The organism is Bacteroides sp. UBA939 (assembly GCF_002293435.1).
In the GTDB taxonomy this organism is placed as follows: Bacteria; Bacteroidota; Bacteroidia; order Bacteroidales; family Bacteroidaceae; genus Bacteroides.
The window spans coordinates 17117-43440 of sequence record NZ_DBDF01000228.1; the positions used below are offsets into that span (position 1 = coordinate 17117).

Below are 26324 nucleotides of genomic sequence, written 5' to 3' on the forward strand. Positions count from 1 at the left end.
ATCAAATGAATACTACCATGAAACTGAATGAACTTGCCTTGATAGGAGTTGCTGCGGCAACAATTACCGGTTGTACTCCGGTGAAGACGGAGTATGCGTCTTATGAATTGTATCCCGTTCGTTCGAGTAGTTTAGCAGAGATGGAGTACACTCCCGAAGCTACGAACTTTACATTATGGGCGCCAACCGCCGATGAAGTGCGTTTGATGTTATTCGATTCGGGCGACGGAGGGCATGCTTATAAGACCATTTCGATGGTGAGCGACAAAGAAGGAACCTGGACGGCAAAAGAAGAAGATGACCTGATGGGCAAGTTCTATACATTCAATGTAAAAATCGATGATAAATGGCTGGGAGATACTCCGGGCATCAATGCCAAGGCAGTAGGCGTAAATGGAAAACGCGCCGCGGTTATTGATATGGAGGAGACTAATCCTGAAGGTTGGGCGGCGGACAAACGTCCGGTATTGGCTTCTCCGGTTGATGCGGTTATTTATGAAATGCATCATCGTGATTTCTCTATCGACCCTTCATCAGGGATTCAGCATAAAGGTAAATTCCTGGCATTGACGGAAGAAGGTACGCTTAGTCCGGGAAAATTGGCAACCGGTATAGACCATTTGAAGGAACTGGGCATAACGCACGTGCATATTTTGCCTTCCTACGACTATGCTTCGGTAGACGAAACCAGGCTGGATGAAAACAAATACAATTGGGGATATGACCCGCAGAATTATAATGTACCCGACGGATCCTATTCTACCGACCCTTATAATCCTTCCGTTCGTATCAAGGAGTTCAAGCAAATGGTACAGGCTTTGCATAAAGCAGGTATTGGTGTTGTGCTGGATGTGGTTTACAATCATACTTTTAACACGACAGGCAGTAACTTTGAGCGTACTGTGCCGGGATACTTCTATCGCCAGATGCCGGATGGCGGTTTCGCCGATGCTTCGGCTTGTGGCAATGAAACGGCAAGTAACCGCCCCATGATGCGTAAGTACATGATAGAATCCGTGCTGTACTGGGTTAACGAATACCATCTGGATGGTTTCCGTTTTGACCTGATGGGTATTCATGATATTGCGACGATGAATGAGATACGTAAGGTAGTTACGGCCGTAGACCCAAGTATTATTATTTATGGAGAAGGTTGGGCTGCCAAGGCTCCTCAGATGCCGGAAGACTCGTTGGCTATGAAGGCGAATATTTACCGGATGCCGGGTATTGCCGCATTCTCCGACGAAATGCGTGACGGTTTGCGTGGCCCATTCAATGACAACCATCAGGGAGCTTTCCTTGCAGGGATTCCCGGTGGAGAAGAAAGTATTAAGTTCGGAATAGTAGGAGCTATCAAGCACTCTCAGGTAGATAATGATTCGGTGAATTACAGTAAGGCATCTTGGGCTGAACAGCCGACACAAATGATTAGTTACGTTTCCTGTCACGACGACATGTGCCTGGTGGACAGGCTGAAGGCAAGCGTTCCGGGTATTACGCCACAGGAGTTGGGTAAACTGGATAAATTGGCTCAAACGGTTGTGTTTACTTCGCAAGGCGTACCGTTCATTTATGCCGGTGAGGAAGTTATGCGTGATAAGCAAGGTGTTCATAACAGTTTCGAAAGTCCGGATTCTATCAATGCCATTGATTGGAAACGTAAGGCAGAACATGCAGATGTATTTGCGTATTATAAGGGTTTGATACAGTTACGTAAGAATCATCCTGCATTCCGTATGGGCGATGCGGATATGGTACGCAAGCAGTTGGAATTCCTTCCGGTTGAAGGAAAGAATCTGATAGCTTACCGGTTGAAGGAACATGCTAACGGAGATGCCTGGGAAGATATTATTGTTGCATTGAACTCCCGTAAAGAACCGGCTAAATTGGCAGTTCCCGAAAGTAAGTACACAGTGGTTTGTAAAGACGGTCTTATCAGTGAAAAAGGTTTAGGCACATTGCAGGGGTCGGAGGTCATAGTTCCTGCACAATCTGCCCTGATCATTTACAAATGATACAACAAAATAAGATATGCCCGGCGGAGGGCGTGGTACGTAATCCGTTGGTTCGTTTGGTTGCACCCGTATTGGTTTGCCTGTCGGCCATGGTTACCTGTTATGAAGCGGGATTGCCTGCTACTATTTCCAACCGCCTGCTTCTGAAACGTAACTGATAGCAAATATTCCGGATGATGAAAAAACTGTTATTTCTGTTGTTAATACCTTGCTTTCTTGTTTGCTGTAATGGAAACAGGGAGAATGTGTCTGTTGAAACAGCGCAGATAAAACCCGACTCTTTTGCAGTTGGCTTGAACTTATATAATAAAGGGAGACAGATTGCTGAAAGTTCTACTAATATGGATAGTGTACTGTTCTATATGCGGTTGGCGGAAGGCTTTTTCAAGCGTGGCAGAGATAAGACATGGATAAATTGTGATATTGCCGCTATCTATTTTTCAAGAGGCGAGAGGGATAAAGCTATCTCTTATTATGGAAAAGCGTGCCATACGGCAAGTGGATGGCAGTATAGTGATATCTGCCAGAGGATTGTGAAAGCATACGCCACTGCCGGACGTTACCGGGAAGGAGTGGTAGCCTTGGACAGTATCCGGAAATTCATGGATCACAGGAATGCGGTTCCTTATTATCATCTGGCGAAAGGAAATCTTTTGGCGGGCATAAATGAGTATGACTCGGCTGCTACCAGTTACCGTGAAGCATCTATGTCATTAAATCGTTGGGTTGCTGCCGAGGCATCACGGAGATTGAAACTATTATATGCTACCCAGGGTAAGGACAGTAGTTCGTTTTATTCGGCGATTGCTGCAAACGAGCATTTTATAAATGAATTAAGACGGGAAGAAAATATAGATAGCCAGGTAAAGTATGAGAGTGCGAAACTGGAAAATGAACTGAATCGTCTGAAAATAGACAAACAAAGACGGGAAATCTGGCTTCTGACTTTAGTGCTTGTATTTGTAATAGCGTTTGCAGTAGCCTATATCGTTTGGCAACGGCGTAAACGTCAGATGGATAAGCAACTTTGGCGTGAACAGTCCTTGAGGTTGGAACAGACGGAACAACTGTTGCGGCAATCGGAAGAATTAAGTATTTTGCGTGAAAAGGAAAGCGCCCTCCGTGAATCGCTTTTCCGCCGGATGAAGTCCTTCCATAAAATACCTTCTCTGGAACAGGAAGAAGAATCGTTGGCGGAAGATGCCGAAAGAAGTCATAATCACCGCATAGCTCTGTCTGATGAAGAGTGGGAAGAAATACGCCAGACGGTAGACGGCAGTTATGATAAATTCTCTGTGCGGTTGCAGAAAGCTTTTCCGGGATTAAGCATGAAGGATGTCTATTTCTGTTGTCTTGTAAAAATCAATGTGAGTATTAAAGACCTGTCTGATATCTATTGCATCAGTCGTACTTCAATCAGTCGCAAGAAGCAGCGTATGAAACGGGATAAGTTGGGGTTGACGACAAACAATGAAACATTAGATGATTTTTTGCGTCTCTTTTAGAATCTTGTCTATCTGTATAATACAGTGTAAAATGATAAGTGCTTAATAATTAGCTTATTATGTGTTACGTAGCTAACAGGTTTTGTCTATATGATTTTTTGTTTGCGCCTTAATATGCCTCTACCTTTGTCCCATTGTTTCACACGATAAAAAATTAAGAATATGAAAAGACAATGGAAAGTAACAGGATGTTTGGCAAGTCTTACGCTCATTATGTGCTTGACTGCCTGTGTAAATGGAAAACAAAAAGGTTATGCAGAATTGGATGGACAGCCGGTGGTTGGCTCCGTAGAAGTATCGAACGGAGATTCTGTGTGGGTCTGTAATTTGTCGGCGTTGAAAGATACTGTAATGCTTCCGCTAAGTTATTTTACGGAAGAATTGCAAATTGTGAAGCTGGACAATCGGGACGAGGCATTGGTACCTGCAAGGAATGTAGAGGTGTCCGATAATTATATATTGGTATGGGGAGAAAAGCAAACTCCTTTTAAGCTTTTCGATAAATCGGGCAAATATCTTTGTAACGTCGGCTCTTTCGGGCAAGGTCCCGGTGAATATCAAATGATATACGATGCCCAGATAGACGAAGCGGGCGGACGCATTTATTTGTTGCCTTGGAGCGCCAGATCTCTGTTGGTTTATGACTTGAAAGGGCAAACATTGCCGAGTATTCCATTACCGCAGTTTGTACCGAAAGGTGTTTTCAAAGCAAACACGAAAGACTCCCTGCTTTCAGTATTCCTTCTACCATTTAGCGACCTGCCTTATGTAGCATGGACTCAGAAGTTTAATGGAGAGGTACAGGATACGATAACCTCGCGCCATTTGGCAGTTAAACGTGATTTTAGCAATGAAGTGGCGTCTAACAAGAATGGTTCTGATTTGGATGTATCTATCTTTACATTCTTTGAGCGCCGCCCGGATACTCTCTATCATTATAAGAATGGACGTCTGAATCCGCGTTTTACAATGGATTTCGGTAAAAAAGAAGTTCCTATCCACGGTTATAATGAGTTGCCGCTTCATTTCGTTGGTAATACGGCTGTAGAGAAGCAGGTAGCGGAGAATGGTTTCGTCACGGAAGATTGGGCTGATTTTATAATGGATAAACAAACCTTAAAGGGAGCTTTCTTTAAAGTTACGAATGATTTCCTGGGAAATATGCCGATTTCATACTTTGCATATAATTGCAATAACGGTTATTATTCATTGAATTTTGAACCTGCTTCTTTGAAAGATAGCTTGGAGAAATACTTGGAGGCAGGAACAGACATTTCGGCGAGTGACCGGGAACGCTTACAGAAGTTGATAGATAGCATTCAGGAGAATGATAACAATTATATAGTGTATGCTAAGTTGAAAAAATAGCAGATTGCAGGAGCAAAAACCAATAACTCTAATGAAGCAATTACTTTACCTTATATTGTTCTCTCTATTGTTACTCTCTGCTTGTAAGCAGAGAGTAGCAAAGGAGCAACAAACCGAAACTGATACTCTATCTGTAACTGATACTCGGAAACTGATAACTGACGCTCCTTTGGTGGCGGGTAGTGTGATGTTGAAAGATGAAGATTTCGGAGAAGTGATAGAACTGACCGGTACTCATCAGATTTTGGACGAGGAAGGGCCTATCTTTAAAATGTCGGAACCGGAAATGATAGTCAGGAATGGATATTTCCTGTTGCAGAACCGTCCTGCTATGTCATACACCCGTCGCCCGGACGGAACGGTTGAAGTTGTGAAACCTAAAGAAGAAGGGTTGGATTGTTTCTTTCATTGGTATCGCTTGCCCGATTTCCGTTATATTACTTCTTTCGGGATAGGAGGGAATGGACCGAATGAGTTTAGCTTTCCGCATCTTGCGCCTTCCTGTGCATCAGTTGATGGTACATACTTGTATGAAACCACCACAATGCAACTGTATGAAACGGATACGACAGGTGTGTTGAAACCTTCTCCTTTTACTCTCAAATCGATAAAAGGTTCTTCTTATTCCGACCGGCAGATATGCGTGGCTTCGCGGGATACTTTCTATTATGTGGATAATATACCCCGCGGGAAAGCAATAATCCGTACCGTATATCAGGGAGACAGTTTGCAGACAGAGCAAATTTATAATTTGGCATTCAGCAAGAAACACCGTTCGTGGAGTCCGTATATAGGCGATTTCATTATCTCTCCTTCCGGTAATCGCATGGTGTATGCTTATAAGTACTTCCGTAAGATATTGGTGATGGATAAATCCGCTCAGACCGTACGGGATATTACGTTTGAAGCTGAAAGTGTGGAAGCGAAGAATGATATACTTACGTTAGGGCCGGATAATATAACCCATTATTGGGGAATATCTGCTACGGACGATTACTTTTTTCTGACTTATAGCGGACGTACTCCTCTCCAGGTGACACGCGAGAACGGTAAAGGTGATGGATATATCTTTGTGGAGCAATACGATTGGGGTGGTAATCCGGTGGCGCGCTACAGGCTTGACCATTGGGGCAGGGTTATATCGGACGGAAAGCAATTGTATCAGGTATGTTACATGTATGATGATCCGCTTTTCCTTTATACATTGCCCGGGAAGGAGTGAAGTGAACTTAAACAATATGTAGATTGCTGTTGTTGATATGATTAGTATTAAACTAATTTGAAACACTCATTCTTATGAAAAATTCTTTTTTTAGTCGGTTTGCTCCTAAAGAATCTAAGTTTTTTCCCCTGTTGAAGCAATTATCGGAAGTAGTATGTACGGCATCAGACCTTTTGGTAGAGAGTCTGCAATATGACACAACGGAGAAAAGAACCGATTACTATAAGCAAATTAAAGCACTGGAACGCAAGGGTGACAAACTAACCTGCCTAATCTTTGACGAACTGGAAACTACTTTTATAACTCCTTTCGACCGCGAAGATATTCATGCATTGGCATCAAAGATGGATGATGTTATTGATGGGATAAACAGTTGCGCCAAACGCATCACTATCTATAATCCCCATCTGATTTCCGACAGCGGAAAAGAACTTAGCCGGCTAATTCAGCAGGAAGCTATGTGCATCAGCAAAGCTATGGACGAACTGGAAACTTTCCGTCGGAAACCCGGTATCTTACACGGATATTGTAATAAGTTGCATGATATCGAAAATCAGGCGGATGATGTCTATGAGTTCTTTATCAAGAAACTTTTTGAGGAAGAAACGGATTGCATCGAACTCGTTAAAGTTAAAGAAATCATGCACGGATTGGAGGAAACGACGGATGCGGCTGAACACGTGGGAAAGGTATTGAAGAATCTGATTATAAAGTATGCATAGAAATAAGGTGAGACTATGGAATTATTAATCATAATTATTGTACTGGCTCTGATATTCGATTATATTAATGGTTTTCACGATGCGGCTAATTCAATAGCTACTATTGTATCAACCAGAGTTCTTACCCCTTTTCAGGCAGTAATATGGGCTGCTTTCTTCAATTTCGTTGCTTTCTTTATCGCTAAACACATAATCGGAGGCTTCGGTATTGCCAACACAGTGTCCAAGACCGTGATAGAGCAATACATCACTTTACCTATTATATTATCGGGAGTGATTGCAGCTATTATTTGGAATCTGTTTACCTGGTGGAAAGGTATCCCTTCTTCTTCTTCGCACACGCTAATCGGCGGTTTTGCGGGAGCGGCTATTATGGCTCATGGCTTTGAAGCTATAGAAGTTAATATTATTCTGCAAATTGCCGCTTTCATCTTTCTGGCTCCTTTGATTGGAATGGTTGTGGCGTTCGGATTTTCCTTGTTGGTTCTTTATGCATGCCGGCGTGTACGTCCTCGTACGGCTGAGGTCTGGTTTAAGAAACTGCAACTTGTGTCTTCGGCCATGTTTAGTATAGGTCATGGATTGAATGACTCCCAAAAGGTGATGGGTATTATAGCCGCCGCCATGATAGCCGCTCATTCGGAAGGTTTGGGAATGGGAGTAAGTAGCATTGACGACTTACCGGACTGGGTTGCATTTTCCTGTTTTGCGGCAATTTCTCTTGGAACAATGTCCGGCGGCTGGAAGATTGTAAAAACAATGGGTACCAAAATAACCAAGGTTACACCTTTTGAAGGAGTTATTGCTGAGACAGCCGGAGCTTTTACATTGTATCTTACGGAGTATCTGAAAATCCCGGTTAGTACCACTCATACAATAGCCGGATCCATTATCGGGGTTGGAGCTACCAAACGTCTTTCCGCCGTTCGCTGGGGAATAACGAAAAGCCTGATGACGGCATGGATACTGACTATTCCGGTAAGTGCATTGCTGGCAACTTGCATTTACTGGGTTATAAGTCGTTCTTTTCTCGGCATTTATTGACTATTATGAGCGAAAAGTAGAATAGAAATAACTATTTTTGCGTTCAATATAAATAATATGAGAGAAAGCTGATGAAAGAAAGACTTATAGGATTAATAAAGATATACGTCATTTTCGTTTGTATCTTTATTCTACAGAAACCGTTATTTATTCTCTATTACAGTGCTTTATATCCCAATATGTCGTGGACAGACCCATTTCTGATTATCTGGCATGGTTTACCTTTGGACTTTTCCCTTGCCGGATATTTAACAATTATTCCCGGATTATTCTTTATCCTATCCGCCTGGACTCTTTCCAAATCGCTGCTCCGTATCTGGAACGGTTACTTCCTTCTCATTTCAGTTCTGCTTTCCATCATCTTTGTTGTCGATATAGGTTTATATGAGTATCGGGGGGGCAGGTTGGATGCTACTCCGCTTTTCTATTTCTTCTCTTCCCCAAAGGATGCGCTGACAAGTGTCAATGTATGGCAGGTGTTGGGAGGAGTATTTGTAATAGTAATATATACTCTGTTACTATACGCTACTTTTCTTTGGGTACATAAAAACACCTGGAAAAGACTGAGGCTTCCATACCACAGATTATCCGTTTCCGGGTTGATACTGCTGGTGATAGGCTTGCTTTTCATTCCTATCCGTGGCGGCTTTACCGTATCCACAATGAATACGGGAAAAGTTTATTTCAGTTCCGACCCGCGTATGAACCATGCGGCTATTAATCCGGCGTTCAGCTTGATGGAATCTCTTGCAAAACAAAAGGACTTTGGAAGTCAAGAGAAATTATATGATGACATTGATAAAAGATAGAACAACATGATTTTATTGGATATTTTACATGAATTGAATGAAGCAGACACGAGTGTTTTCTTCTCGATAAACCGGTTGCATAGTTTGTTTTTTGATTATTTCATGAGTGCCTATAGCGGAAAGTTGGTATGGATACCTCTGTATGCCGCCATTTGTTACGTAATGCTGCGTAACTTCCACTGGAAAACGACCTTGCTTTGTATGCTTGCGGTGGCGCTTACTATTACCATTGCCGACCAGGTTTGCTCTGCATGGATACGTCCTTATGTAGAACGTTTGCGTCCATCCAATTTGGCGAACCCCATATCCGAGCTGGTGCATATTGTAAACGGGAAGCGTGGCGGGCGGTATGGTTTTCCTTCTTGCCATGCTGCCAATACATTCGGATTAGCGTTCTTCATCTGGTTTCTTTTCCGGAAGCGTTGGCTCACTGTTTTCTTCATGGCTTGGGCATTGCTGACTTGCTATTCGCGTGTTTATCTGGGAGTGCATTACCCGGGAGATATTGTGGCGGGTACGTTAGTCGGATTCATCTCTGCGTATTTGGTGTATCGCCTTTTCCTGAAAATAAGCAAGTATAAGACTATGGATAAGGTGATGCATGTTAATGCACCGGTATTGGTGGGCGGAGTAACGATAGTGGGAATATTGATATATTCTACTGTAATGATAGTATAGATTGGGAGGGGGATTACTGTTTCTGCACTCATTTTTGCAGTTAAAAGTAGAACCTAAGCATTGGTTTGGCATAGTTCTATATATAATGTACGCGCGTGTACGCGTACGCGCGCATGCGCGCATACCCGGAGTTTTGACACTCTACCCTCACGCTCTCACTTTTTTCTTGTATCCCTTTATTCATCGGCGTTTAAACAGGTGAGGGTAGGTGTGAGGGTAGAGTTACTCTCACTCTTACTCTCACTTTTACCTTGCGCACGGGATATATATGGTTCCCGGACGGGATATATGCGGTGCGTGCACCATCTATATCCCGTGCGCGAACCGCATATATGCGGTGTAAGTACCATCTATATGCCGTGCGCGAACCGCATATATGCCGTGATTTATCCTGACTTTTCCTGAATTTCCCAACGCGGCTTTGTTCTTTTGCGCTTTCTCGGGAGAAGGATGATAGTTCATAATTCATTCCACCACCCACTTCTCTATGTTGCGCGTCTCGGCAGAGAAGTTTACGCCTATCTTGAATAGTTGCCGGGAATCGTGTTCAAACGGACGGGCATACTGCTTTTCTTCTATCTGCAGCAAAGCCTCTTCGGCGGTGCCGTCCAACTTGAACTCCATGACGTAAATAAACTTGTCTGTTTGAAGTACTAAGTCTATGCGACCGGCGCTCGTATGGTATTCTGCTTTTACATAAAAACCTACAAGTTTGAATACAATAAAGAGTACATTCTGATAGTGCAGTTCCAAGTCGCGAATCAGTTCATAAGGGGTGTCGGAGAAGAAGCTTTGCAGGCGGTGGAAGAAGGAGTCATAGTCGCCCGATTCTATTTCGCGGACAAACTTTTGAATCTCAAAGGAAGATTCCACCGCATCGGTATTGGCATAGAAAGGAAGCAGGAATTTAACAAACCCCTCTTCTACCTCACGGTTAGGAAAGCCCAGACTGTATATACCAAAACGCTCATCATACCCTTTTATAGTAAGATATCCGCTCTGATAAATTACGGGAATCGGATTAGTAGAAGCAGAATCAATGCTGTTCAACACATCGGCGCTCGTTTCTTCGTGCATTATCCGTTCAAGGTTGTAACGATGCTTTTTCAGTAACTCCACCAGGTAGGTAGGTGTACCGGTCTCGAACCAGTAACTGTCGAATTCCATACTGGCAAATGTATTGAGTATGCTGAACGGATTATAGATACCTATGGAGCCGGGTGCGAAATGATAGCCGTCGTAATATTCTTTCAGCTTGCTGCAAACCCCTTCATACGTCATCCCACGGGCATCGGCCAATTCATGAAGTTCCACTTCCAGATTATCATGCAACTCCTGTTCACTTATGCCACAAATATCCACGAACTGACTACGCATGGAAATATCCCTCAAATTGTTCAAGTCGCTGAATACGCTTACCTTGCCGAACTTGGTAACGCCTGTCAGCAAGGCGAATTTGATGTAGCCGTCCATTGACTTCATTACACCATAAAATGCCTTCAACGTATTACGATACGCTTCCTGCAAGGCATCGTTACCGATGGCCTGCAACATAGGTTTATCATATTCATCCACCAAGATTACGACCTGTTGTCCTGTCTTCTCGAAAGCCTTTCGAATAACCCGGTAAAAGCGTTCCTCCGGCGCACGGTCCGAATAAGGCGAATCGTATTCCTGTTCCCAATCTTCCAGATGTTTATTCAGTTCCTGCAACAATGCCTCTTCGCTGTCATACTTGCGTGCATTGAGATCCAGGTGCAGAATCGGATGTTTCGTCCAGTCCTTCTCCAACTGCTCCATTGCCAATCCTTCGAAAAGTTCCTTCTTTCCTTGGAAGTAAGCCTCGAGCGTAGAAATAAGCAAGCTCTTGCCGAAGCGGCGGGGGCGGCTGAGGAAGTAATACCGTCCTGTTTTCACTAACTTGTAAATCAGGGCGGTTTTGTCAACATACATATAGCCATCGTTGCGAAGACTCTCAAAATTCTGAATACCGATAGGATAAAGTTTGCTCATAATTGCGGCGTTTATAGTGTACACGATGAATTATGAATTAGTAAACACAGAGGCACAGAGACACGGAGTTCTCGTAATTCATAATTCATAATTCAAAATTCATAATTCAACTATCCACTTCTCTATGTTACGCATCTCAGCAGAGAAGTTTACACCAATCTTGAATAGCTGCCGGGAGTCGTGCTCAAAAGGCAGGGCGTACTGCTTCTCTTCTATCTGTTGCAGTGCTTCTTCGGCGGTGCCGTTCAGCTTGAACTCCATGACGTAAACAAACTTATCCGTTTGAAGGATCAGGTCTATGCGCCCGGCACTCGTGCGGTATTCCGCCTTCACGTAGAAGCCTACCAGCTTGAAGACAATAAACAGAACGTTTTGATAGTGCAGCTCCAAGTCGCGAACCAGTTCGTAAGGAGTATCGGAGAAGAAGCTTTGCAGGCGGCGGAAGAAAGCATCACAATCGCCCGCACGTACTTCCCGGACAAACTTCTGAATCTCAAAAGCAGATTCCACCGCATCGGTATTGGCATAGAAAGGAAGTAGGAATTTAACGAAGCCTTCTTCCACTTCACGATTAGGGAAGCCCAGACTATACGTTCCGAACTCCTTATCATACCCTTTTATTGTAAGGTATCCGCTCTGATAAATTACAGGAATCGGATTAGTGGAAGTGGAATCAATGCTGTTCAACACATCGGCGCTCGTTTCCTCGTGCGTTATCTGCTCGAGGTTGTAACGATGCTTTTTCAGCAGTTCTACCAGGTAGGTGGGCGTGCCCGTCTCAAACCAGTAGCTGCCAAACTTCAACTTGGCGAATGTATTGAGCAAGCTGAACGGATTGTACATCCCAGTAGAATCTTCTACGAAATGATAGCCGTCGTAACAGGCTTTCAGTTCAGAGCAGACTTTCTCGTAAGTCATCTTCTGCTGAGTTGCCAGTGCATGAAGGTCTTCCTCCAGGTTATCATGAATCTCCTGCTCTGTGATGCCGCAAATTTCCACGTAGCGTTCGTCCATTGAAATATCCATCAGGTTGTTCAGGTCGCTGAACACGCTTACTTTGCCGAACTTGGTAACGCCTGTCAGCAGGGCGAATTTGATGCAGCCGTCTTCACTCTTCAACGCGCCGTAGAAGGCTTTCAGTGTGTTTCGGAAGGATGTTTGCAAGGCTTCGTTTCCAATGGCTTGCAGCATGGGCTTATCATATTCGTCCACAAGGATGACGACGCGTTGTCCCGTCTGTTCATAAGCACGCTCAATGATACCTTCAAAACGCATGGCGAGAGAGGTTTCCGCAGGTTCCACCCCATACATCTTCTCCCATCTCACTAAGGTGCGGTTCAGCTTATTTTCCAGACTTTCCGGCGTATCGTATTTTTCGGTATTAAGGTCAATACGCAGAATCGGATGTTTCGTCCAGTCCTTCTCCAACCGCTCCATTGCCAATCCTTCGAAGAGTTCCTTCTTTCCTTGGAAGTAAGCTTCGAGCGTAGAAATAAGCAGGCTCTTGCCGAAACGGCGGGGGCGGCTGAGGAAATAATAGCTGCCCGTTTCTACTAATTTATAGATTAAGGCTGTCTTATCCACATAGAAGAAGCCTCTTTTGCGGAGCTTCTCGAAATTCTGAATACCGATAGGATAAAGTTTACTCATAATTGCGGCGTTTATAGTAAGCACATGGCAAAGATAGGAAATTTCAATGAAGAATAGATGGCACAGGTTTCTATTTTTATGAATTACGGCTACCCTTCCTGATGAAATAAAGGCAGTTACCACGACAGGCAACGACCTTTACTATCGAACCGGCTACGCCGGTATTAACTATTTCTTCATCATAACGCCTGCCCCTTTACTACGCGCATCCTGAACTACGCCTTTTGAGCAGGCTTTAGGTCAAAGCACGAAGTGAACTAAGGAAGGAGAACACGAAATCCTAAAGCTCTGTTGATAGCATCAGAACGATTTTCTTCAGGCCTATAATTCGAGCGACAAGACTGTGCAATAGTACCCCACGAGCCACCGCGACTCACGCGACGGCAGTCGCTATCAGAATCAGTGACATCAGCACAATCAGAACACCACTCCCCTACATTACCTGTCATATCATATATACCCTTAAATCCGCAACTAAAGAAAGGAAGAAAATACAGTCCACTTACCCCATTAATACATGGCAGAATAGCTTAGAAAGCGCATTGTTCATACAATTAATCCTTCTGCCACCGGCCGTCGACAAAGTCATTGCATAAGTCAAAGACATTCTGTTTGGCAGGCTCGCTTTCATCAGGCTTTACGTCTTCGTACACACAGATGAGCTTTTTGTCTTCATCATAATATACATAAGGGCAAAGCAGAGGGCGGTGCTTTTTCGAAGGATTGAGATCAACAAAAAAGAGCTTGCCCTTAGTGAGGTAGTCGTATCTTGCCTGCACTTCGGCAAGGGAGCGGCAGATGTAAAATGCACGGAAATAACGATTCTCGTGCATACGGTCGTACGAGTCGAAACAGGGATAAAGCGCATAGTGATACAGAATGTAGCAACTACCGGAAAGACGGTAATAATGCATCCTCCCGATTTCAATCAATTCCGGAACTACCTTGCGCGAGAACCAGAAACGATTGGAACTGACCAACAAGTTATTCTCTATTTTGTACTTCCTGCCCCGAATACGCATGAATTCGTTTTGCTTTTCTGTGGATTGCATCTGTTTCTATTTTTTTAGTAAGAATTTCAAAAGCTTACAGAATCTCAGAAAGTACATTAATTGATTACCCAATCCCTATTGTAAGGCACTGTTTTCTTCGGATCGTAATGCATTCCCGCCTGTGTCGGTATTTTCAGAACGTATGTACGTCCGCTTTTGTTTTGCAGGGAAGTGTCGCGCAACCAGGGGTTGGCATCTTTCAGTTGGGCATAAGTGATGCCTTTGTTTTTGGCGAACTGTGCCAGATTGTCGATACCCGTATTGACGGTGACTTCCGTATAAGGAATAGGCGGATAAAGATCTTCCCGTTTCAGCAGGAAGCCGTAGCGTTGCGGATTGCTGATGATAGCTTTGGCGGCAAGCAGACGGAACATATAGCGGGAAGTTTCTTCAACCAGCCAGAGGTCTACCGCCTGGTCTACAAGCTGTTTTTTCATTTCGGAAGAAATGCGGCCCTGTCCGGCATTGTAGGCGGCGGCTACGCAGAGCCAGTTACCGTACACCCGGTATGCATCTTTCAGATACTTGCATGCTGCGCGGGTTGCTTTTTCTACGTGGTAGCGTTCGTCGATGTTGGTATTGACTTCGAGGCCGAATTCGCGTCCGGTAGTTTGCATGAACTGCCAGATTCCGGAGGCTCCTGCCGGACTGCGGGCAAGGGTGTTGAGATTGCTTTCTATTACAGCAAGGTATTTGATGTCGTCGGGCACACCGTTTTCTTTCAGTATCGGTTCGATGATGGGAAAGAAACGGTTGGCGCGCTTGATGGTTAGCATGGTGGTGGAGTGCATGTAGGTGAACGACATCTGTTCACGGTCCATACGTTCGCGATGGTCGTAACGTTTCAGGTCAATTTCCTGTCCGACAAAACTGATTTTATCCGGTACGGCAGGGGATGTGACGCAGTAAGGAACTTCGGACTTAACAGATTGCTGTTCAGGGTTTATTGCACTGTTTCCCAGCAGGAGAGGGAGTGTGGCGCCTGCACACAAGGCTACCGAGGCGACTATCAGGATATGTATAGAGTTCTTTTTCATCTTCGGAATGTTCTTTATTTGGAGGGCGAATGTACGACATTAATGGAAATGAGGCAAGGAAAAAGGCTTGGAATCACTATTTTGCGAAACAATTTATGTATGGGATGTTTTTTAACCTGAATAATTCATGCTTCAGGAGTTAGAGTAGTTAAAGTAGTTATCAGCCAACAAGTTGTCTTAGTAGTTAAAGCCGATACTAATGTTATATGATTCACGGAGTATTGGCTTTAACTACTTAACTCCTAACGAAGTGATAACTACTTTAACTACAGTATGAATAATGCAGGTTAATGATAAAATACATTCTTCAGTGATACAATGAGATCCTGAATAAACTTAAAACAGGGAATTTGTTGGCATATATTTCAGCTTCAATTCCTGAAATCAACAACAAGCAATATCAAACAAGTCGCAAAGTAGACGAGGATTTTAAAACCAATTTGAACAATCAAATAATCTTTGACGACAAATTGGCCAAATGGAATTACTTGATTAAACACACTTAAATTGACTAAGTTATTTTTAAAACGTTACATAGTAATGTTTTACTGTCAGAGAACTATAAAAGAGGACAGACAGAAGTGTTATAGATATTTCTCCCACAGATAACGGAGCGGACCAAACAAACGTGCGGTTACGCTCCGTTCGTCCGTCATAACTTCCGCTGTGCCGGAAAGTTCTCCTTTGAAGTCCAGTTGCCTGCCATAAGAGGTACGTAAGTTTTGTGGCAGGCTCACGGTAACCGTGTACACATTCTCTTCATTCGCCAATAGTGAAACGGACAACACCTCTCCGGTGAGGAATCCGAATTCCATGTATGGGTATCCCGCAACGCTGATATTTACTCTTTGCCCGGGAGCTACCTTGCCCGATCCACTGACGGGTAGCTTTATTTTCCCAATAATGTCTCCGGGGGTAGATGCCACTATTGAGAACACCTTATCGCCTGCCTTGACATTCTGGTTCTTTTGCCATATATTATTGTAGGATAGTACACCTCCGGCAGGGCTGATGAAAAGACACCCCAATTCCCAATCGCTGATACTTACTTTCAAATCATTGAGAGTTGCCTTTAGAGAAGCATTCAGCGTATTGGCTTCCCGACTGCGCTCCATCCTTATTTCTACGATACTCTGTTGTAACTGTGCCTCCTGTATTCTGGCAGATGAAAGTGAAGTCATTAATTGCTCTTGTCCTTGCCTGCGGTTCAGATAGGTTTGCTGTGCCTCTTCGTAATCAGCTTTTGATATCAGTCCCTTGTCGAACAGTATCTTTTCACGCCCGTGGGTAGTGAAGGCTATCTGCACTTGTTCCTTATCCAGTTCCGCTTGTTTGTTCAGGTGGAGGATATACCTTTGATATTCCTTTAGTTCTTTGCATGCAGCTTGTTCCTTTTGTGCATAGAGGTCTATTGACAGGAAATTGCGGTAGTCCGTCAGATCCCTTATGAACGAAGCATAAGCATTTTGTATGGTTCCAAGTTCCGGTTTCTCAGGAAATACAGCTTGACAGATGCAACTGTCCGTCAGAATAAACGTGGCAAGCAGCTCTTTTATGTTGAGAACGTCAGCGGTGACAGCCGGATTCTCCAGTACGGCTATGATATCTCCTGCCTGCACAGTATCCCGGTCTTTGCGGTACACTTCCTGCAACTTTCCACTTCCCTTTGATACAATCCATGCAGGCGGATGTTCTGTGGTGACGGTAATTTCAGCGGTTACGATATCCGGATATTTGAAAAAACAGCCACCGATGAAAAGCAATGCCAGTATCCCGAAGAAAACAGTGATTCCCCATCTGATTAGTACGTGTGGCGGTCGTGTCAGTATCTCCTGCACGTCCTCACATCTTAATTCTATGTCTTTTTCTTCTTCCTTTTTCATAACTTTCAATTAGCTTCGGTCAAAACTTTATCTGATTTTTAATATCAAAGTATAGCCTCAACTCTCAAAGCTCCAATTGATTTTTAACCAGTTTGTAATATCTTCCTTCCAAAGCAATCAGTTCTTCGTGTGTTCCGGTCTCTGCTATTCTGCCTTGGTCTATTACGATGATTTGCTCTGCATTTCTTACGGTACTCAACCGGTGTGCTACAACTACGGATGTTCTTCCTTTGAAGAAGGTTTGCAGGTTGTTCATGATGATGTGTTCGTTATTGGCATCCAGTGCGTTGGTTGCTTCGTCGAAGAAGATGAATTCTGGGTCTTTGTACACGGCGCGGGCTATGAGTATGCGTTGCTTCTGCCCCTGGCTTAGCCCATGTCCTTCCTGACCTATCTTAGTATTGTATCCCAAAGGCAATTCTTCTATGAAATTGTGTATGTTCGCCACTTCAGCGGCATGACGCAGGCGTTTCTTGTCGATGTGCTCCACTCCGGGAGCAATGTTCCCGGCAATACTGTCAGAGAAAATAAAACCATCCTGCATAACCACACCGCACCGCTTGCGCCATTCACGAATACTATAACTTCCCAATGGGGCATCCCCAATGAAGATATCGCCGCTCGCAGGCAAGTAAAACCCTAACAGTAGTTTAACGAGTGTTGTCTTTCCGCTTCCGCTCATACCCACAATGGCAGTTTGTCTGCCCGGAGGAATCACCAAACTCACATTGTCCAATGTTGGGTGTTCGCTTAGCGGGTCATATTTGAAGTTAACTTTTTGCAGTCTTATTTCTTTTCCTTCCGGTATTTCACGTATCAATTCATGTGTGGGGTTTTCTTCGTCCGGCTTGTCGCGCACTTCGCTCAGGCGATTCATACTCAGGCGTGCATCCTGCATATCGCGGGCAAAAGTAATGAGTTCGTTTACCGGACTGTTCAATTGCCCGATGATATATTGTACGGACAGCATCATACCCAGTGTCATTTCTCCTTTCACTACCAAGCTTGCCACGAGTGCGGTAATCAGAAGATTTTTACTTTGATTAATCAGTACCGCTCCTGAATCCTGATATTGTCGCAAAGCAAGACTTCTGATGTTTACCCTGAATAGCTTCGCCTGTATTCGTTCCCATTCCCAACGCTTCTGTTGCTCGCAAGCACTGAGTTTTATTTCCTGCATACCGTTTACCAGTTGTACTACCGTACTTTGGTTGGCACTTTGTTGGGCGAAACGCTTGTGGTCCAGTTCGGCGCGCTTCTTCATGAAAAGCCAGACGTATGCAACATACAAGGCGCTCCCGCCTATGAAAATAAAAAATATCATGCCGCTGTACACCAGTAGTACAATACCGAAGATGATAATATTGAATACGGAAAAGATAACGCTGAGGCTGCTTCCCGTCAGGAAATCCTGTATGCGTTTATGGTCGTTAATGCGTTGCAGGATATCTCCCGTCATTTTACTGTCAAAGTAGCTGATAGGCATCTTCATCAGTTTGATAAGGAAGTCTGATATGAGAGCAATATTGATACGCGTACCCAGATGTAACAGTATCCATCCTCGTATGAACTCTACGGCACTACTGCTGAAAGACAGCATCAGTTGGGCAATCAGTACCAGATAGATAAAACCAAGATTCTGGTTGTTGATACCGAAGTCCACTACCGATTGTGTGAGGAATGGCAACATGAGTTGTAGCATGCTACCCAACAGTAGACCTAAAAGTAATTGCCCAACCATGTTTCGGTATGGGCGGAGATAAGAGTAAAGGAAACTAAAGCCTTTGCGGTTTACTTTGTCCTCTTCGTCCTCTATTGTATAAAATTCCGGTGTAGGTTCCAGTAATAATGCTACCCCTGTAGCTTCTCCATCCTTTTGCGAACTTAACCAGCAATTACAAAATTCTTCTTTGGTGTATTTTAGTTTTCCTGCACCGGGATCGGCTACCCAAACATACTTATCATTGAGTTTATATACTACGACAAAGTGTTGCTGGTTCCAATGTATGATGCAGGGCAAAGGAGCTTCCTTAAGCTTTTCATAACCCACTTGTACGCAAATACTGCGAAAACCTATCTTTTCTGCCGCTTCGCTGATGCCAAGCATGGATACTCCTTCACGGGTGATGAATGACTTTTCCCTCAACCCTTCCAATGAATAGCGCTTGCCATAGAAAGCGGCTACCATGCGAAGGCAGGTAGGACCGCAATCCATGACATCGTGCTGAGTATAGTAAGGAAAGTTTTTCACTATTTCATTATGCCATCTAATACTTCTTTCAATTCAGGATAGTTACTGGGGCGTGGTAAATCCTTATGTAAAATTTCCCCTGTCGGACTGATTAATATATATCGTGGAATCTCATAATTATCTGTCCCATACACTTTCTTCTGAATATCCTGTTGTAAGTTGGAAGATGCTCTTAGATGAAAACCTGCCAATTTGTAGCTTTTGATACAGTTGTTCCAGGCCTTTTCCTGATTTTTCAGATCAATAGATACATATAAGGTAACTGCATCTTTGTATGTGCTCAGTATTTCTTCCACTTTGTCTTTATGGCTGAACTCTGCTCTGCACGGCATACACCAACTTGCCCATAAGTCTATGTACAAGTATTTTCCTTTTAGTTCTTCTACGTCTTTTAACTGCGAAAGAGAATCAATCTTTTCCTTAATAAATATCTGATCAGCAGAAAACTCATCTACAGAATCATTTTCTTCTTTTACTTTTTCATTTATGATAGCGGTGTATTCACTGTCGGGAAATTCTTCATTAAAAAACTTTTTCAATTTACTCAAATTCATTTCACCGGTATCATATTTTAATTGTACCATACACGCATTACCTAATAAAGCCGATTGCATTTTCTTAGGAGCATACAAATATGTCATGTATGGTCCAAAAGTATCAGGATCATATCCTTCAGGGCACCCTTGGTCTCGATAATAAAAATCTGAATATTTTGATACATATAATATTCTTGCAGGATACCCAAGTAACTCATGTGAAATAGGAATTGCTTTAAAAATGCTATCCACCTGTTTTCTGATAGCAATACTATCGTTAGGAGGGATGACTTTATTTCTTTGATGCTTTGACAATAACTGAAGAAAAAGAGCAATAATATCAGAATTAAAAAACATGTGTATTTCTGTTTTGAGAACATTAGCAAATTCTGTTGTTACATTTGCTTTAAGCGGTAATGCTTCTATGGTACTAATATGGTTGGAAACACCTCTTCTTTCATCTACAGTAGGAAGTACCGTATGAATATCTCTTTTATTATCAATGTATTCTGTAAAAACATCCTGCATCTTTATATAGTTATCAAGATCTGGATATTTGTCGAAATTTTCATATAGATATTGTTGCCCAACTTGATTATTCCCTTGAAAAGTGATATCATCTGTGCTTAAATGAACCTTTATAGAGTCATTTGGGAACAAGAGTATATTACATGATTTTTGATATTGCGGGAATTGGCAAAATATAAACATAAAAGATGAGACTTCTATCTCATAGCTAACGGGCTGTATATTCGTTGATACCAGCCTTATATCAGAGACTTTTTCATTATATCCACCGTCTATTGGTTTGTAGATGAAGACTTCACAATCCTTGTCCGGCGTAAAAGTTACAATTGCATTTTGAGCAAATACAGTTGTAATAGGTATAAACCAAAATAATATAAAATAAAAACTTCTCATTATTGGATAAGGCTATCTAAAACTTGTACGAGTCTCTCTCCACGTAAATTTTTGGCAATAATACGATGATTATTATCCAGCAAGAAATTGGCAGGTATTGATTTGATTCCTAACCCTTTAACCACTTTATTGGGCAATCCATTATAGTCTGTTCCAATAACATGAATAAAATCTTCACTATTATCTCTTTTTATAGCCTTTTCCCAAGCTTCTGAAAAGCGATCGAGAGATACAGCATAAATGTTTAATTTGCTCTTATATTTATTCAACGCCTCTTTCAAATAAGGAATTTCTTTTTGGCAAGGCGCACACCAACTTGCCCAGAAGTCAACCAAAATGTATTCACTTGTTACATCATTCAATGAAATTATTTTTTTTTCTGAGTTACACAATGACAAAACCACTTTAGCATCCATCGTCGTATTCTGTTTATAAATCACTTCTCTTTCTTTATAGATTTGTTGCATACGAGCAGACATAAGTTCACTTTGTTTACTTGGATGTGCTGTTTTTTTATCTAAATTCTGGATATAAGTTGCTTGAGGAAATTTAGCTTTGATAAAACTTTTAAGTTTATTCAAACTATCACTACCTACATAGCTGCTATACTCTAATCTTAAAGCAAGAAAGTGACCATAAGCATTTTGGGGATGATCCGTAGTTTTTATCATGCTAATACTATTTCCTACAAGCTGTCTAGTATAGTATTCTACACTATCCACGCTTCCCGAAGTCTCTATTTTCTTCATTATAGGCTCAATAAACTTCGTCCGGAAATTATTATCCTCATTCTGTGCATCACTACCTTTGCCGGATATTATTAAATATCCATCTAAATGATTTAGAAGGGGCTCTACTTGGACTCGCAACTTTGAATTAGGAGGGACTATAAAACCTGAGAGTCGACCTGGCTTACCCGGTCCAGTTTTTGAAAATGTTAGGTTTACATCTTCTTCTATCGGATGTTTTATTCTAAACCGTACCTTATTTTGCCCCTTTTTAATCTCTGCAGAGTCGAAAATAGCAAACTCATTACCTGACACCCACGTCTTAAATCCATGAATATAACACATTTGGGTTTCTTTTGTAAAAGAGTTATCTATAAATAAAGTTATTCTGGATGTATTTTTATGAGAAGCACATCCAGAGAATAATAAAAAAATAAATATAGCAAATAAGTGTTTCATGACAATAAGTGTTCTAAAGTAAAATTTTAAAAAGGCTCAGTTATGAAAAAATAATCATCTCTTTATATTCATCTTTAACACAAATCAACGATTATCACTTCATAACTGATTCCTCTTTAATTCAAGGCATCAAATATTAGCTGCAACTAACTGATGCTATGTCTTGATAAGATTCTTTCAACGCTTTTTCAGCGGCAGCGGCATCCAAATCAGAATGAACTTTGGTCAACAGAATGTCACCATCGCCAAAATCAATAGTACATTGAACACCACCTTTAACTACACTCATCTGAACTTTATTCAGCTTGAATGCTTCAAAACTACTTAAATTTTTCATTATAGCAAAAAAATAAATATTAATAAAAATGTTAGCTCAGATTTTTTTAAGCTGACTCTAAAACAGCTATTACTTCTCGAGAATAATATCTTTATGTCAATACATATCTTAAATTTGATACTGGATACACTTCTGGTATATAACGCTTATTCACTATAACAGAGGGAGTTTTATTTATCCCTTGTTGGCGACAATATACTTGTTGTTTCATCCACAAGTCTTGCACCTCAGTAGTTATACTGTACTCATCCACCTCTTTAATGCGTTTTGTTTCATACCACTCTTCCAAGAGTTGCATTGCCTTATTCCAACCATCAATGTGATAAACAGTAATGATAATTTGTGCAATTTTCTCGCCCTGCCTATCATTTGGAAATGTCAGCAACACCAATGATACAGGAGCCTTTGAGGCTATTTCTTTTACATGGCGGTGAATTTTCGCACAATTTTTGCAATTAGGATTAGTTACTATCATCACTTCATTGTCGCCCGTTTCCTGATTATGCAATGCAATATTCTGAGTTATCATTTCTTCTATTTGAGGTTGCAATGATAATAATTTCTGGAAAGCTTCCGGATTCAACAGACTTGCAAATCGAATATCAAGTTGCTCTTTCTTTTTGCTTACTTTTAGCAATGTCTTTATTTGGAGCCAGCCAACGAGACAAATACTACCAATAGCAATTAACGAAAGTATGGTTTGGATAGAAAATACAGCCTTTAAACTTCCTTTCAATAGAAATAATGCAATCCCATTAATCCATATTATTAAGTTAATCAACATACAAAGAGCACATCCTTTACGGATTATAAAAACCTGATAAATAACGGAATAGATAGTAAACGCCAATGCAACGATACTGCATATAACACTAATATAGAAAAAGTCATGCGGTCGTACGAGGGCAAATAGTACTAAAGTGCAGAAATAAATTAGCGCCAATTCTCCTAATCCCACGCCAATGATTTGTGAACCTTTAGAATGAAGCACTTCATTACAATCAATAACCTTTCCGATATGACAAAAACGATGGAGAAACCGACTATTGATAGTCTCTTTATAAAGAATAGCGGAAGATACAAAAACACCTGCACACAATGTAAATAGATAAAGTATCATTCCGGCGGAATAATGATTGCTTGTACCGAACAGAATAAGTAGAACCGCAAGTATGCCTGCTAATGGCAGTTTATGCTGTAGCACCCAAGCACTTGTATCTTTCAGCCAACAGTTCTTCTCTTGAATAGTGGCTTCTGTTACTTCACCCCATAAGATACCGCCAGTCCATTTCTGTAAGAACTGTTGTCTGCTTACTCTTAAGTGTTGACCGTGAGGTATGGTAATAGTAACATGTGCTTTCTCTATTTTTTCAACCAGGCAGAAAGAAGAATCATTATCATTAGTTATCGCAATACATGGACTTTCTAACTTATCAAGATATTCTTTGGGAAGTTGATATACCGCATTGTTGATATGAAGTGAGTCCAGCGCATCACTGATACCCCGCATACTATCCCCTAACGGAGTATCGAGCAAACGATGCACAGTACTTCTGCTCACCTTTACGGATAATGCCTGTAAATAGCGATAAAGTATAATTCTAGCATTGTCAACTTCAGCCATGATTATCTTTTAAAGGGTTATAAAGTAAAGCTTCCTTCAAATAAGCTTCCGTTAGAGATAATTTCAATAATGTAGCTTCCGCTATTTTCTCCATTCAAATCAATAGAAACATCATTCAAATTATTACAATTCCTTGTATAAACTACATCTCCAGTGCTTTCATCGAATATATTGATTGAAATATCAGAAAGTGCATTTTCAAAAGTGACAGTTATTACATTATTATATAGATAAGCATAAACTGATTGAAAAGAAATAGTGCGTCTTATAGGAGTGTCTTTGTCAGTACCACCTGTTTTATCTTTGGGCTTTGTTTCCTTAGAACATTGTAGTATGATTTCCCGCCCTCCATTAAAAGCTTGAGCATAAATATTGGTACTTCCTGTAAATAGTAAAAAGAAAAGGATTAATGTCTTCATAATAAGTTTTTTTAGTCGATTAATATGCTACAAAGTTAGCAGCATATTACACAGGGCAGTGCCTAAAAAGTGCCCGATTTTCTATAAAAAACGCCTAAAAAGTGCCTATTGATTACTTTTAAGCTCTTGAGACAATGAAAACAATGCATCTTTTAACAGACGACCTTGAGGTGCTTCCATTTTTTGCATAATCTCTTTTGCTTTTAATTGAATAGTACTACGAGCATATCTCATAACAAAATGACCGATATGTTTTACAGGAATCCCAGCCAAATAGAGACAACAGATTTGAATTTCCTCTGTAGATAAACGATATGATGTATTTAGATAGGTAATGATTCCATCCCACTTTGCATTTGTTATAATAATCAGTTGCCGCCATTCTTCTTCATCAAGATTTTCAGAAGTTTCAGCTTTTACAAGCGTGCGTGCAATCATTTTCAGTTTAATATATACAGCTGAACTTTCATATTCCTCTTCTATGGGTTCTTCTTTTTTAGATATCGGCAAATCAACTTCTGTTTGTTGACTCTGCCTCAGTTGCTCTTTCTCGAATAGACGTTTCTGTTTTCTTCTAATATAGTAGGTTATGACGATAGTTGCAACTACAGAAGATAGCAAAAATACGATGATAGCATAATATAACACATATTGTTCCCGAAAATTTTCACCAGATTCCCGATCTTGAGAAATAATATTCTGAAGGATTTCACGCATTTCCGAATTCTGCTGCGTACTGTCCGTGTAAGCAGACTGTTTTTTTTGCATTTCCGCAGCTACCGCCGTCTCCCCACGCATTTCCGCAATCTCTGCCAATCGCATAGAAGCATCTGCTTTAGTGACGTAATATCTATCTGCCGCAAACACCTTTTGCAAATATATCTTAGCAGAATCATATTGTTTGTTCTTAAAATAAGCATCTCCCAGCACCAAAAAGGCTCTATAACAATGTAATGTGTCTTCTTTTGAGAAATAGTTAAGTTTAGCATACTGAAGTGCCTTTTCTGCTTTGCCCATTCTACTATAAAGTTTACTTAACGATTCATAAACAGGAGTTCTTATCGTACTGTCAGGAAAATGTTCTGCTATCAACAAGGCTTGTTGCATTTGTCTCTCCGCTTCCGAATAAAAGTTCTCTCCTTTTTCAAGATTGATTGTGCCACGCTGAGACAAAGTAAAAACTAAAGAAATTGTATCCTTTTGCTGAAGTGCAAGTTGCTCTGCCAATTGATATACGGAGTCGGCTTCAAAGTTAAGATCTTTAATATAATATAAATAAGCGATATTACTATATAATAGTGCTGATAGTTCTGTATATTTTCCTTTTTTACCTAAAACCTGAGCTTCATGATATTTCTCAATAGCTTTCAAATGATGACCTTTATCCCGCCATATACATCCCCAGTAATAATGCGCTTCCGCCTGCATAGATGCATCCCCGATAGAATTGTAATATTGCACGGCAATTCGTATCAGTGAATCATTTGTCTGCACAATATAGTTTTTATCTCTTGCTTGCGTTAGCAATAAGGCATAGTATGCTTGGTCTGCTTGTGCATTCAGTTGCTGCGGTTCAATGTTTTGCAGTATGTGCAAGGCGCTGTCCGGATATTCCTCCATCAGGGAATCTGCTTGTACCAATAAGGTATAAGGATTATGTCGTTGAGTACATGAGTTTAAAAAGAGAAATCCTATTAACCATAGTATTGCTATATAAGCTGTATGCTTCATTGCGTTAGTTGTTAAGTTGCTTGCTTGCAAAAATACTCTTTTCTGCGAAATATTATTAATATAATTGTAATTTCTTGAGTCGAAACATAATATTTTATAGTCGAAAGCAATTGAATTGCGAATAATTATCTGCCGCAAACCACTTTGTGTCTCTTTTACAAATTATCTTGTGATGTTTTTGTAACTGTTGACACAAAGCGGTTTGCGAGTTCTGATTTATTTTTCATTTTATCCTTAACCTGCATTATTCATATTGCAGGAGTTAAGGGGATTGTCATTTTGTCACTTTGTATTTTAAGTTGGCTGAGAATGCGTTATTT

21 protein-coding genes and 1 pseudogene are annotated in these 26324 nt (G+C 41.4%); 9 read left to right on the plus strand and 13 right to left on the minus strand.

Annotated elements, in window-relative coordinates:
- Positions 1-17: 17 nt before the first annotated feature.
- From pulA to B2Z67_RS15195, 9 genes and pseudogenes are all read left to right on the plus strand, one after another.
- Entirely contained in the window at positions 18-2015 is a 1998-nt protein-coding gene (gene pulA, locus B2Z67_RS15155; protein WP_291530679.1) for a type I pullulanase, read from the plus strand.
- Positions 2012-2173: a hypothetical protein gene (locus B2Z67_RS15160; protein ID WP_291530680.1), complete on the plus strand. Its 162-nt coding sequence runs from the start codon at positions 2012-2014 to the stop codon at positions 2171-2173. Before pulA ends, B2Z67_RS15160 begins: the two co-directional genes overlap by 4 nt.
- Positions 2174-2191: 18 nt before the next feature.
- A complete protein-coding gene (locus B2Z67_RS15165) occupies positions 2192-3520 on the plus strand; it encodes a hypothetical protein (RefSeq protein ID WP_291530681.1) in 1329 nt (442 codons plus the stop codon).
- Positions 3521-3682: 162 nt separating this feature from the next.
- Positions 3683-4888 (plus strand): 6-bladed beta-propeller, encoded by a 1206-nt coding sequence (locus B2Z67_RS15170; protein WP_291530682.1) that lies wholly within the window; start codon positions 3683-3685, stop codon positions 4886-4888.
- 31 nt (positions 4889-4919) lie between these two features.
- The gene (locus tag B2Z67_RS15175) at positions 4920-6110 is read left to right on the plus strand and encodes a BF3164 family lipoprotein (RefSeq protein WP_291530683.1); all 1191 of its coding nucleotides are present in this window, start codon (positions 4920-4922) and stop codon (positions 6108-6110) included.
- Between the two features lie 74 nt (positions 6111-6184).
- Positions 6185-6832, plus strand: a complete 648-nt coding sequence (locus tag B2Z67_RS15180; RefSeq protein WP_291530684.1) for a DUF47 domain-containing protein — start codon at positions 6185-6187, stop codon at positions 6830-6832.
- Between the two features lie 15 nt (positions 6833-6847).
- Positions 6848-7876 carry an inorganic phosphate transporter gene (locus tag B2Z67_RS15185; RefSeq protein ID WP_291530685.1) on the plus strand — a complete coding sequence of 343 codons (1029 nt, stop codon included), beginning with the start codon at positions 6848-6850 and terminating at the stop codon, positions 7874-7876.
- Positions 7877-7947: 71 nt separating this feature from the next.
- Positions 7948-8667 (plus strand): annotated as a pseudogene (locus B2Z67_RS15190) (LTA synthase family protein); the annotation flags it as partial.
- Positions 8668-8691: 24 nt separating this feature from the next.
- A complete protein-coding gene (locus B2Z67_RS15195) occupies positions 8692-9363 on the plus strand; it encodes a phosphatase PAP2 family protein (RefSeq protein WP_291530686.1) in 672 nt (223 codons plus the stop codon).
- Between the two features lie 465 nt (positions 9364-9828).
- On the opposite strand, the gene B2Z67_RS15200 is transcribed toward B2Z67_RS15195, so the two are convergent.
- The 13 genes from B2Z67_RS15200 to B2Z67_RS15255 all read right to left on the minus strand — a co-directional run bounded on the left by B2Z67_RS15200 (position 9829) and on the right by B2Z67_RS15255 (position 26004).
- Positions 9829-11379, minus strand: coding sequence for an ATP-binding protein (locus B2Z67_RS15200; RefSeq protein ID WP_291530698.1), 1551 nt, complete (start codon positions 11377-11379; stop codon positions 9829-9831).
- 96 nt (positions 11380-11475) lie between these two features.
- On the minus strand, positions 11476-13029 hold the full coding sequence (locus B2Z67_RS15205) for an ATP-binding protein (protein WP_291530699.1): 1554 nt from the start codon (positions 13027-13029) through the stop codon (positions 11476-11478).
- 254 nt (positions 13030-13283) lie between these two features.
- A complete protein-coding gene (locus tag B2Z67_RS15990; protein WP_414630822.1) occupies positions 13284-13475 on the minus strand; it encodes an SUMF1/EgtB/PvdO family nonheme iron enzyme in 192 nt (63 codons plus the stop codon).
- A gap of 105 nt (positions 13476-13580) precedes the next feature.
- Positions 13581-14078, minus strand: coding sequence for a hypothetical protein (locus tag B2Z67_RS15210; RefSeq protein WP_291530687.1), 498 nt, complete (start codon positions 14076-14078; stop codon positions 13581-13583).
- A gap of 56 nt (positions 14079-14134) precedes the next feature.
- Positions 14135-15115, minus strand: coding sequence for a lytic transglycosylase domain-containing protein (locus B2Z67_RS15215; RefSeq protein ID WP_291530688.1), 981 nt, complete (start codon positions 15113-15115; stop codon positions 14135-14137).
- A 584-nt stretch (positions 15116-15699) separates the two neighbouring features.
- Positions 15700-16998, minus strand: a complete 1299-nt coding sequence (locus tag B2Z67_RS15220) for an HlyD family secretion protein (protein ID WP_291530689.1) — start codon at positions 16996-16998, stop codon at positions 15700-15702.
- A gap of 64 nt (positions 16999-17062) precedes the next feature.
- Positions 17063-19249 carry a peptidase domain-containing ABC transporter gene (locus B2Z67_RS15225; protein WP_291530690.1) on the minus strand — a complete coding sequence of 729 codons (2187 nt, stop codon included), beginning with the start codon at positions 19247-19249 and terminating at the stop codon, positions 17063-17065.
- Entirely contained in the window at positions 19249-20706 is a 1458-nt protein-coding gene (locus B2Z67_RS15230) for a TlpA family protein disulfide reductase (protein WP_291530691.1), read from the minus strand. Before B2Z67_RS15230 ends, B2Z67_RS15225 begins: the two co-directional genes overlap by 1 nt.
- Positions 20706-21893, minus strand: coding sequence for a TlpA family protein disulfide reductase (locus B2Z67_RS15235; protein WP_291530692.1), 1188 nt, complete (start codon positions 21891-21893; stop codon positions 20706-20708). The genes B2Z67_RS15230 and B2Z67_RS15235 overlap by 1 nt, the downstream gene beginning before the upstream one ends.
- 136 nt (positions 21894-22029) lie before the next feature.
- Positions 22030-22182: a hypothetical protein gene (locus tag B2Z67_RS15240; RefSeq protein WP_291530693.1), complete on the minus strand. Its 153-nt coding sequence runs from the start codon at positions 22180-22182 to the stop codon at positions 22030-22032.
- Between the two features lie 139 nt (positions 22183-22321).
- The gene (locus B2Z67_RS15245) at positions 22322-23854 is read right to left on the minus strand and encodes a vitamin K epoxide reductase family protein (RefSeq protein WP_291530694.1); all 1533 of its coding nucleotides are present in this window, start codon (positions 23852-23854) and stop codon (positions 22322-22324) included.
- Between the two features lie 17 nt (positions 23855-23871).
- The gene (locus tag B2Z67_RS15250; protein WP_291530695.1) at positions 23872-24273 is read right to left on the minus strand and encodes a DUF3244 domain-containing protein; all 402 of its coding nucleotides are present in this window, start codon (positions 24271-24273) and stop codon (positions 23872-23874) included.
- Positions 24274-24378: 105 nt separating this feature from the next.
- A complete protein-coding gene (locus tag B2Z67_RS15255) occupies positions 24379-26004 on the minus strand; it encodes a tetratricopeptide repeat protein (protein WP_291530696.1) in 1626 nt (541 codons plus the stop codon).
- Positions 26005-26324 lie beyond the last annotated feature (320 nt).

Excerpts from the sequence above, each read along its gene's own strand:
- B2Z67_RS15230 (WP_291530691.1), bottom strand. The coding sequence starts at position 20,706 with ATGAGAAGTTTTTATTTTATATTATTTTGGTTTATACCTATTACAACT.
- B2Z67_RS15160 (WP_291530680.1), top strand. The coding sequence starts at position 2,012 with ATGATACAACAAAATAAGATATGCCCGGCGGAGGGCGTGGTACGTAAT.
- B2Z67_RS15175 (WP_291530683.1), top strand. The coding sequence starts at position 4,920 with ATGAAGCAATTACTTTACCTTATATTGTTCTCTCTATTGTTACTCTCT.
- B2Z67_RS15170 (WP_291530682.1), top strand. The coding sequence starts at position 3,683 with ATGAAAAGACAATGGAAAGTAACAGGATGTTTGGCAAGTCTTACGCTC.
- B2Z67_RS15180 (WP_291530684.1), top strand. The coding sequence starts at position 6,185 with ATGAAAAATTCTTTTTTTAGTCGGTTTGCTCCTAAAGAATCTAAGTTT.
- B2Z67_RS15240 (WP_291530693.1), bottom strand. The coding sequence starts at position 22,182 with ATGAGTGTAGTTAAAGGTGGTGTTCAATGTACTATTGATTTTGGCGAT.
- B2Z67_RS15255 (WP_291530696.1), bottom strand. The coding sequence starts at position 26,004 with ATGAAGCATACAGCTTATATAGCAATACTATGGTTAATAGGATTTCTC.
- B2Z67_RS15210 (WP_291530687.1), bottom strand. The coding sequence starts at position 14,078 with ATGCAATCCACAGAAAAGCAAAACGAATTCATGCGTATTCGGGGCAGG.
- B2Z67_RS15195 (WP_291530686.1), top strand. The coding sequence starts at position 8,692 with ATGATTTTATTGGATATTTTACATGAATTGAATGAAGCAGACACGAGT.
- B2Z67_RS15990 (WP_414630822.1), bottom strand. The coding sequence starts at position 13,475 with ATGACAGGTAATGTAGGGGAGTGGTGTTCTGATTGTGCTGATGTCACT.
- B2Z67_RS15250 (WP_291530695.1), bottom strand. The coding sequence starts at position 24,273 with ATGAAGACATTAATCCTTTTCTTTTTACTATTTACAGGAAGTACCAAT.
- B2Z67_RS15185 (WP_291530685.1), top strand. The coding sequence starts at position 6,848 with ATGGAATTATTAATCATAATTATTGTACTGGCTCTGATATTCGATTAT.
- B2Z67_RS15245 (WP_291530694.1), bottom strand. The coding sequence starts at position 23,854 with ATGGCTGAAGTTGACAATGCTAGAATTATACTTTATCGCTATTTACAG.
- pulA (WP_291530679.1), top strand. The coding sequence starts at position 18 with ATGAAACTGAATGAACTTGCCTTGATAGGAGTTGCTGCGGCAACAATT.
- B2Z67_RS15235 (WP_291530692.1), bottom strand. The coding sequence starts at position 21,893 with ATGAAACACTTATTTGCTATATTTATTTTTTTATTATTCTCTGGATGT.
- B2Z67_RS15165 (WP_291530681.1), top strand. The coding sequence starts at position 2,192 with ATGAAAAAACTGTTATTTCTGTTGTTAATACCTTGCTTTCTTGTTTGC.
- B2Z67_RS15220 (WP_291530689.1), bottom strand. The coding sequence starts at position 16,998 with ATGAAAAAGGAAGAAGAAAAAGACATAGAATTAAGATGTGAGGACGTG.
- B2Z67_RS15215 (WP_291530688.1), bottom strand. The coding sequence starts at position 15,115 with ATGAAAAAGAACTCTATACATATCCTGATAGTCGCCTCGGTAGCCTTG.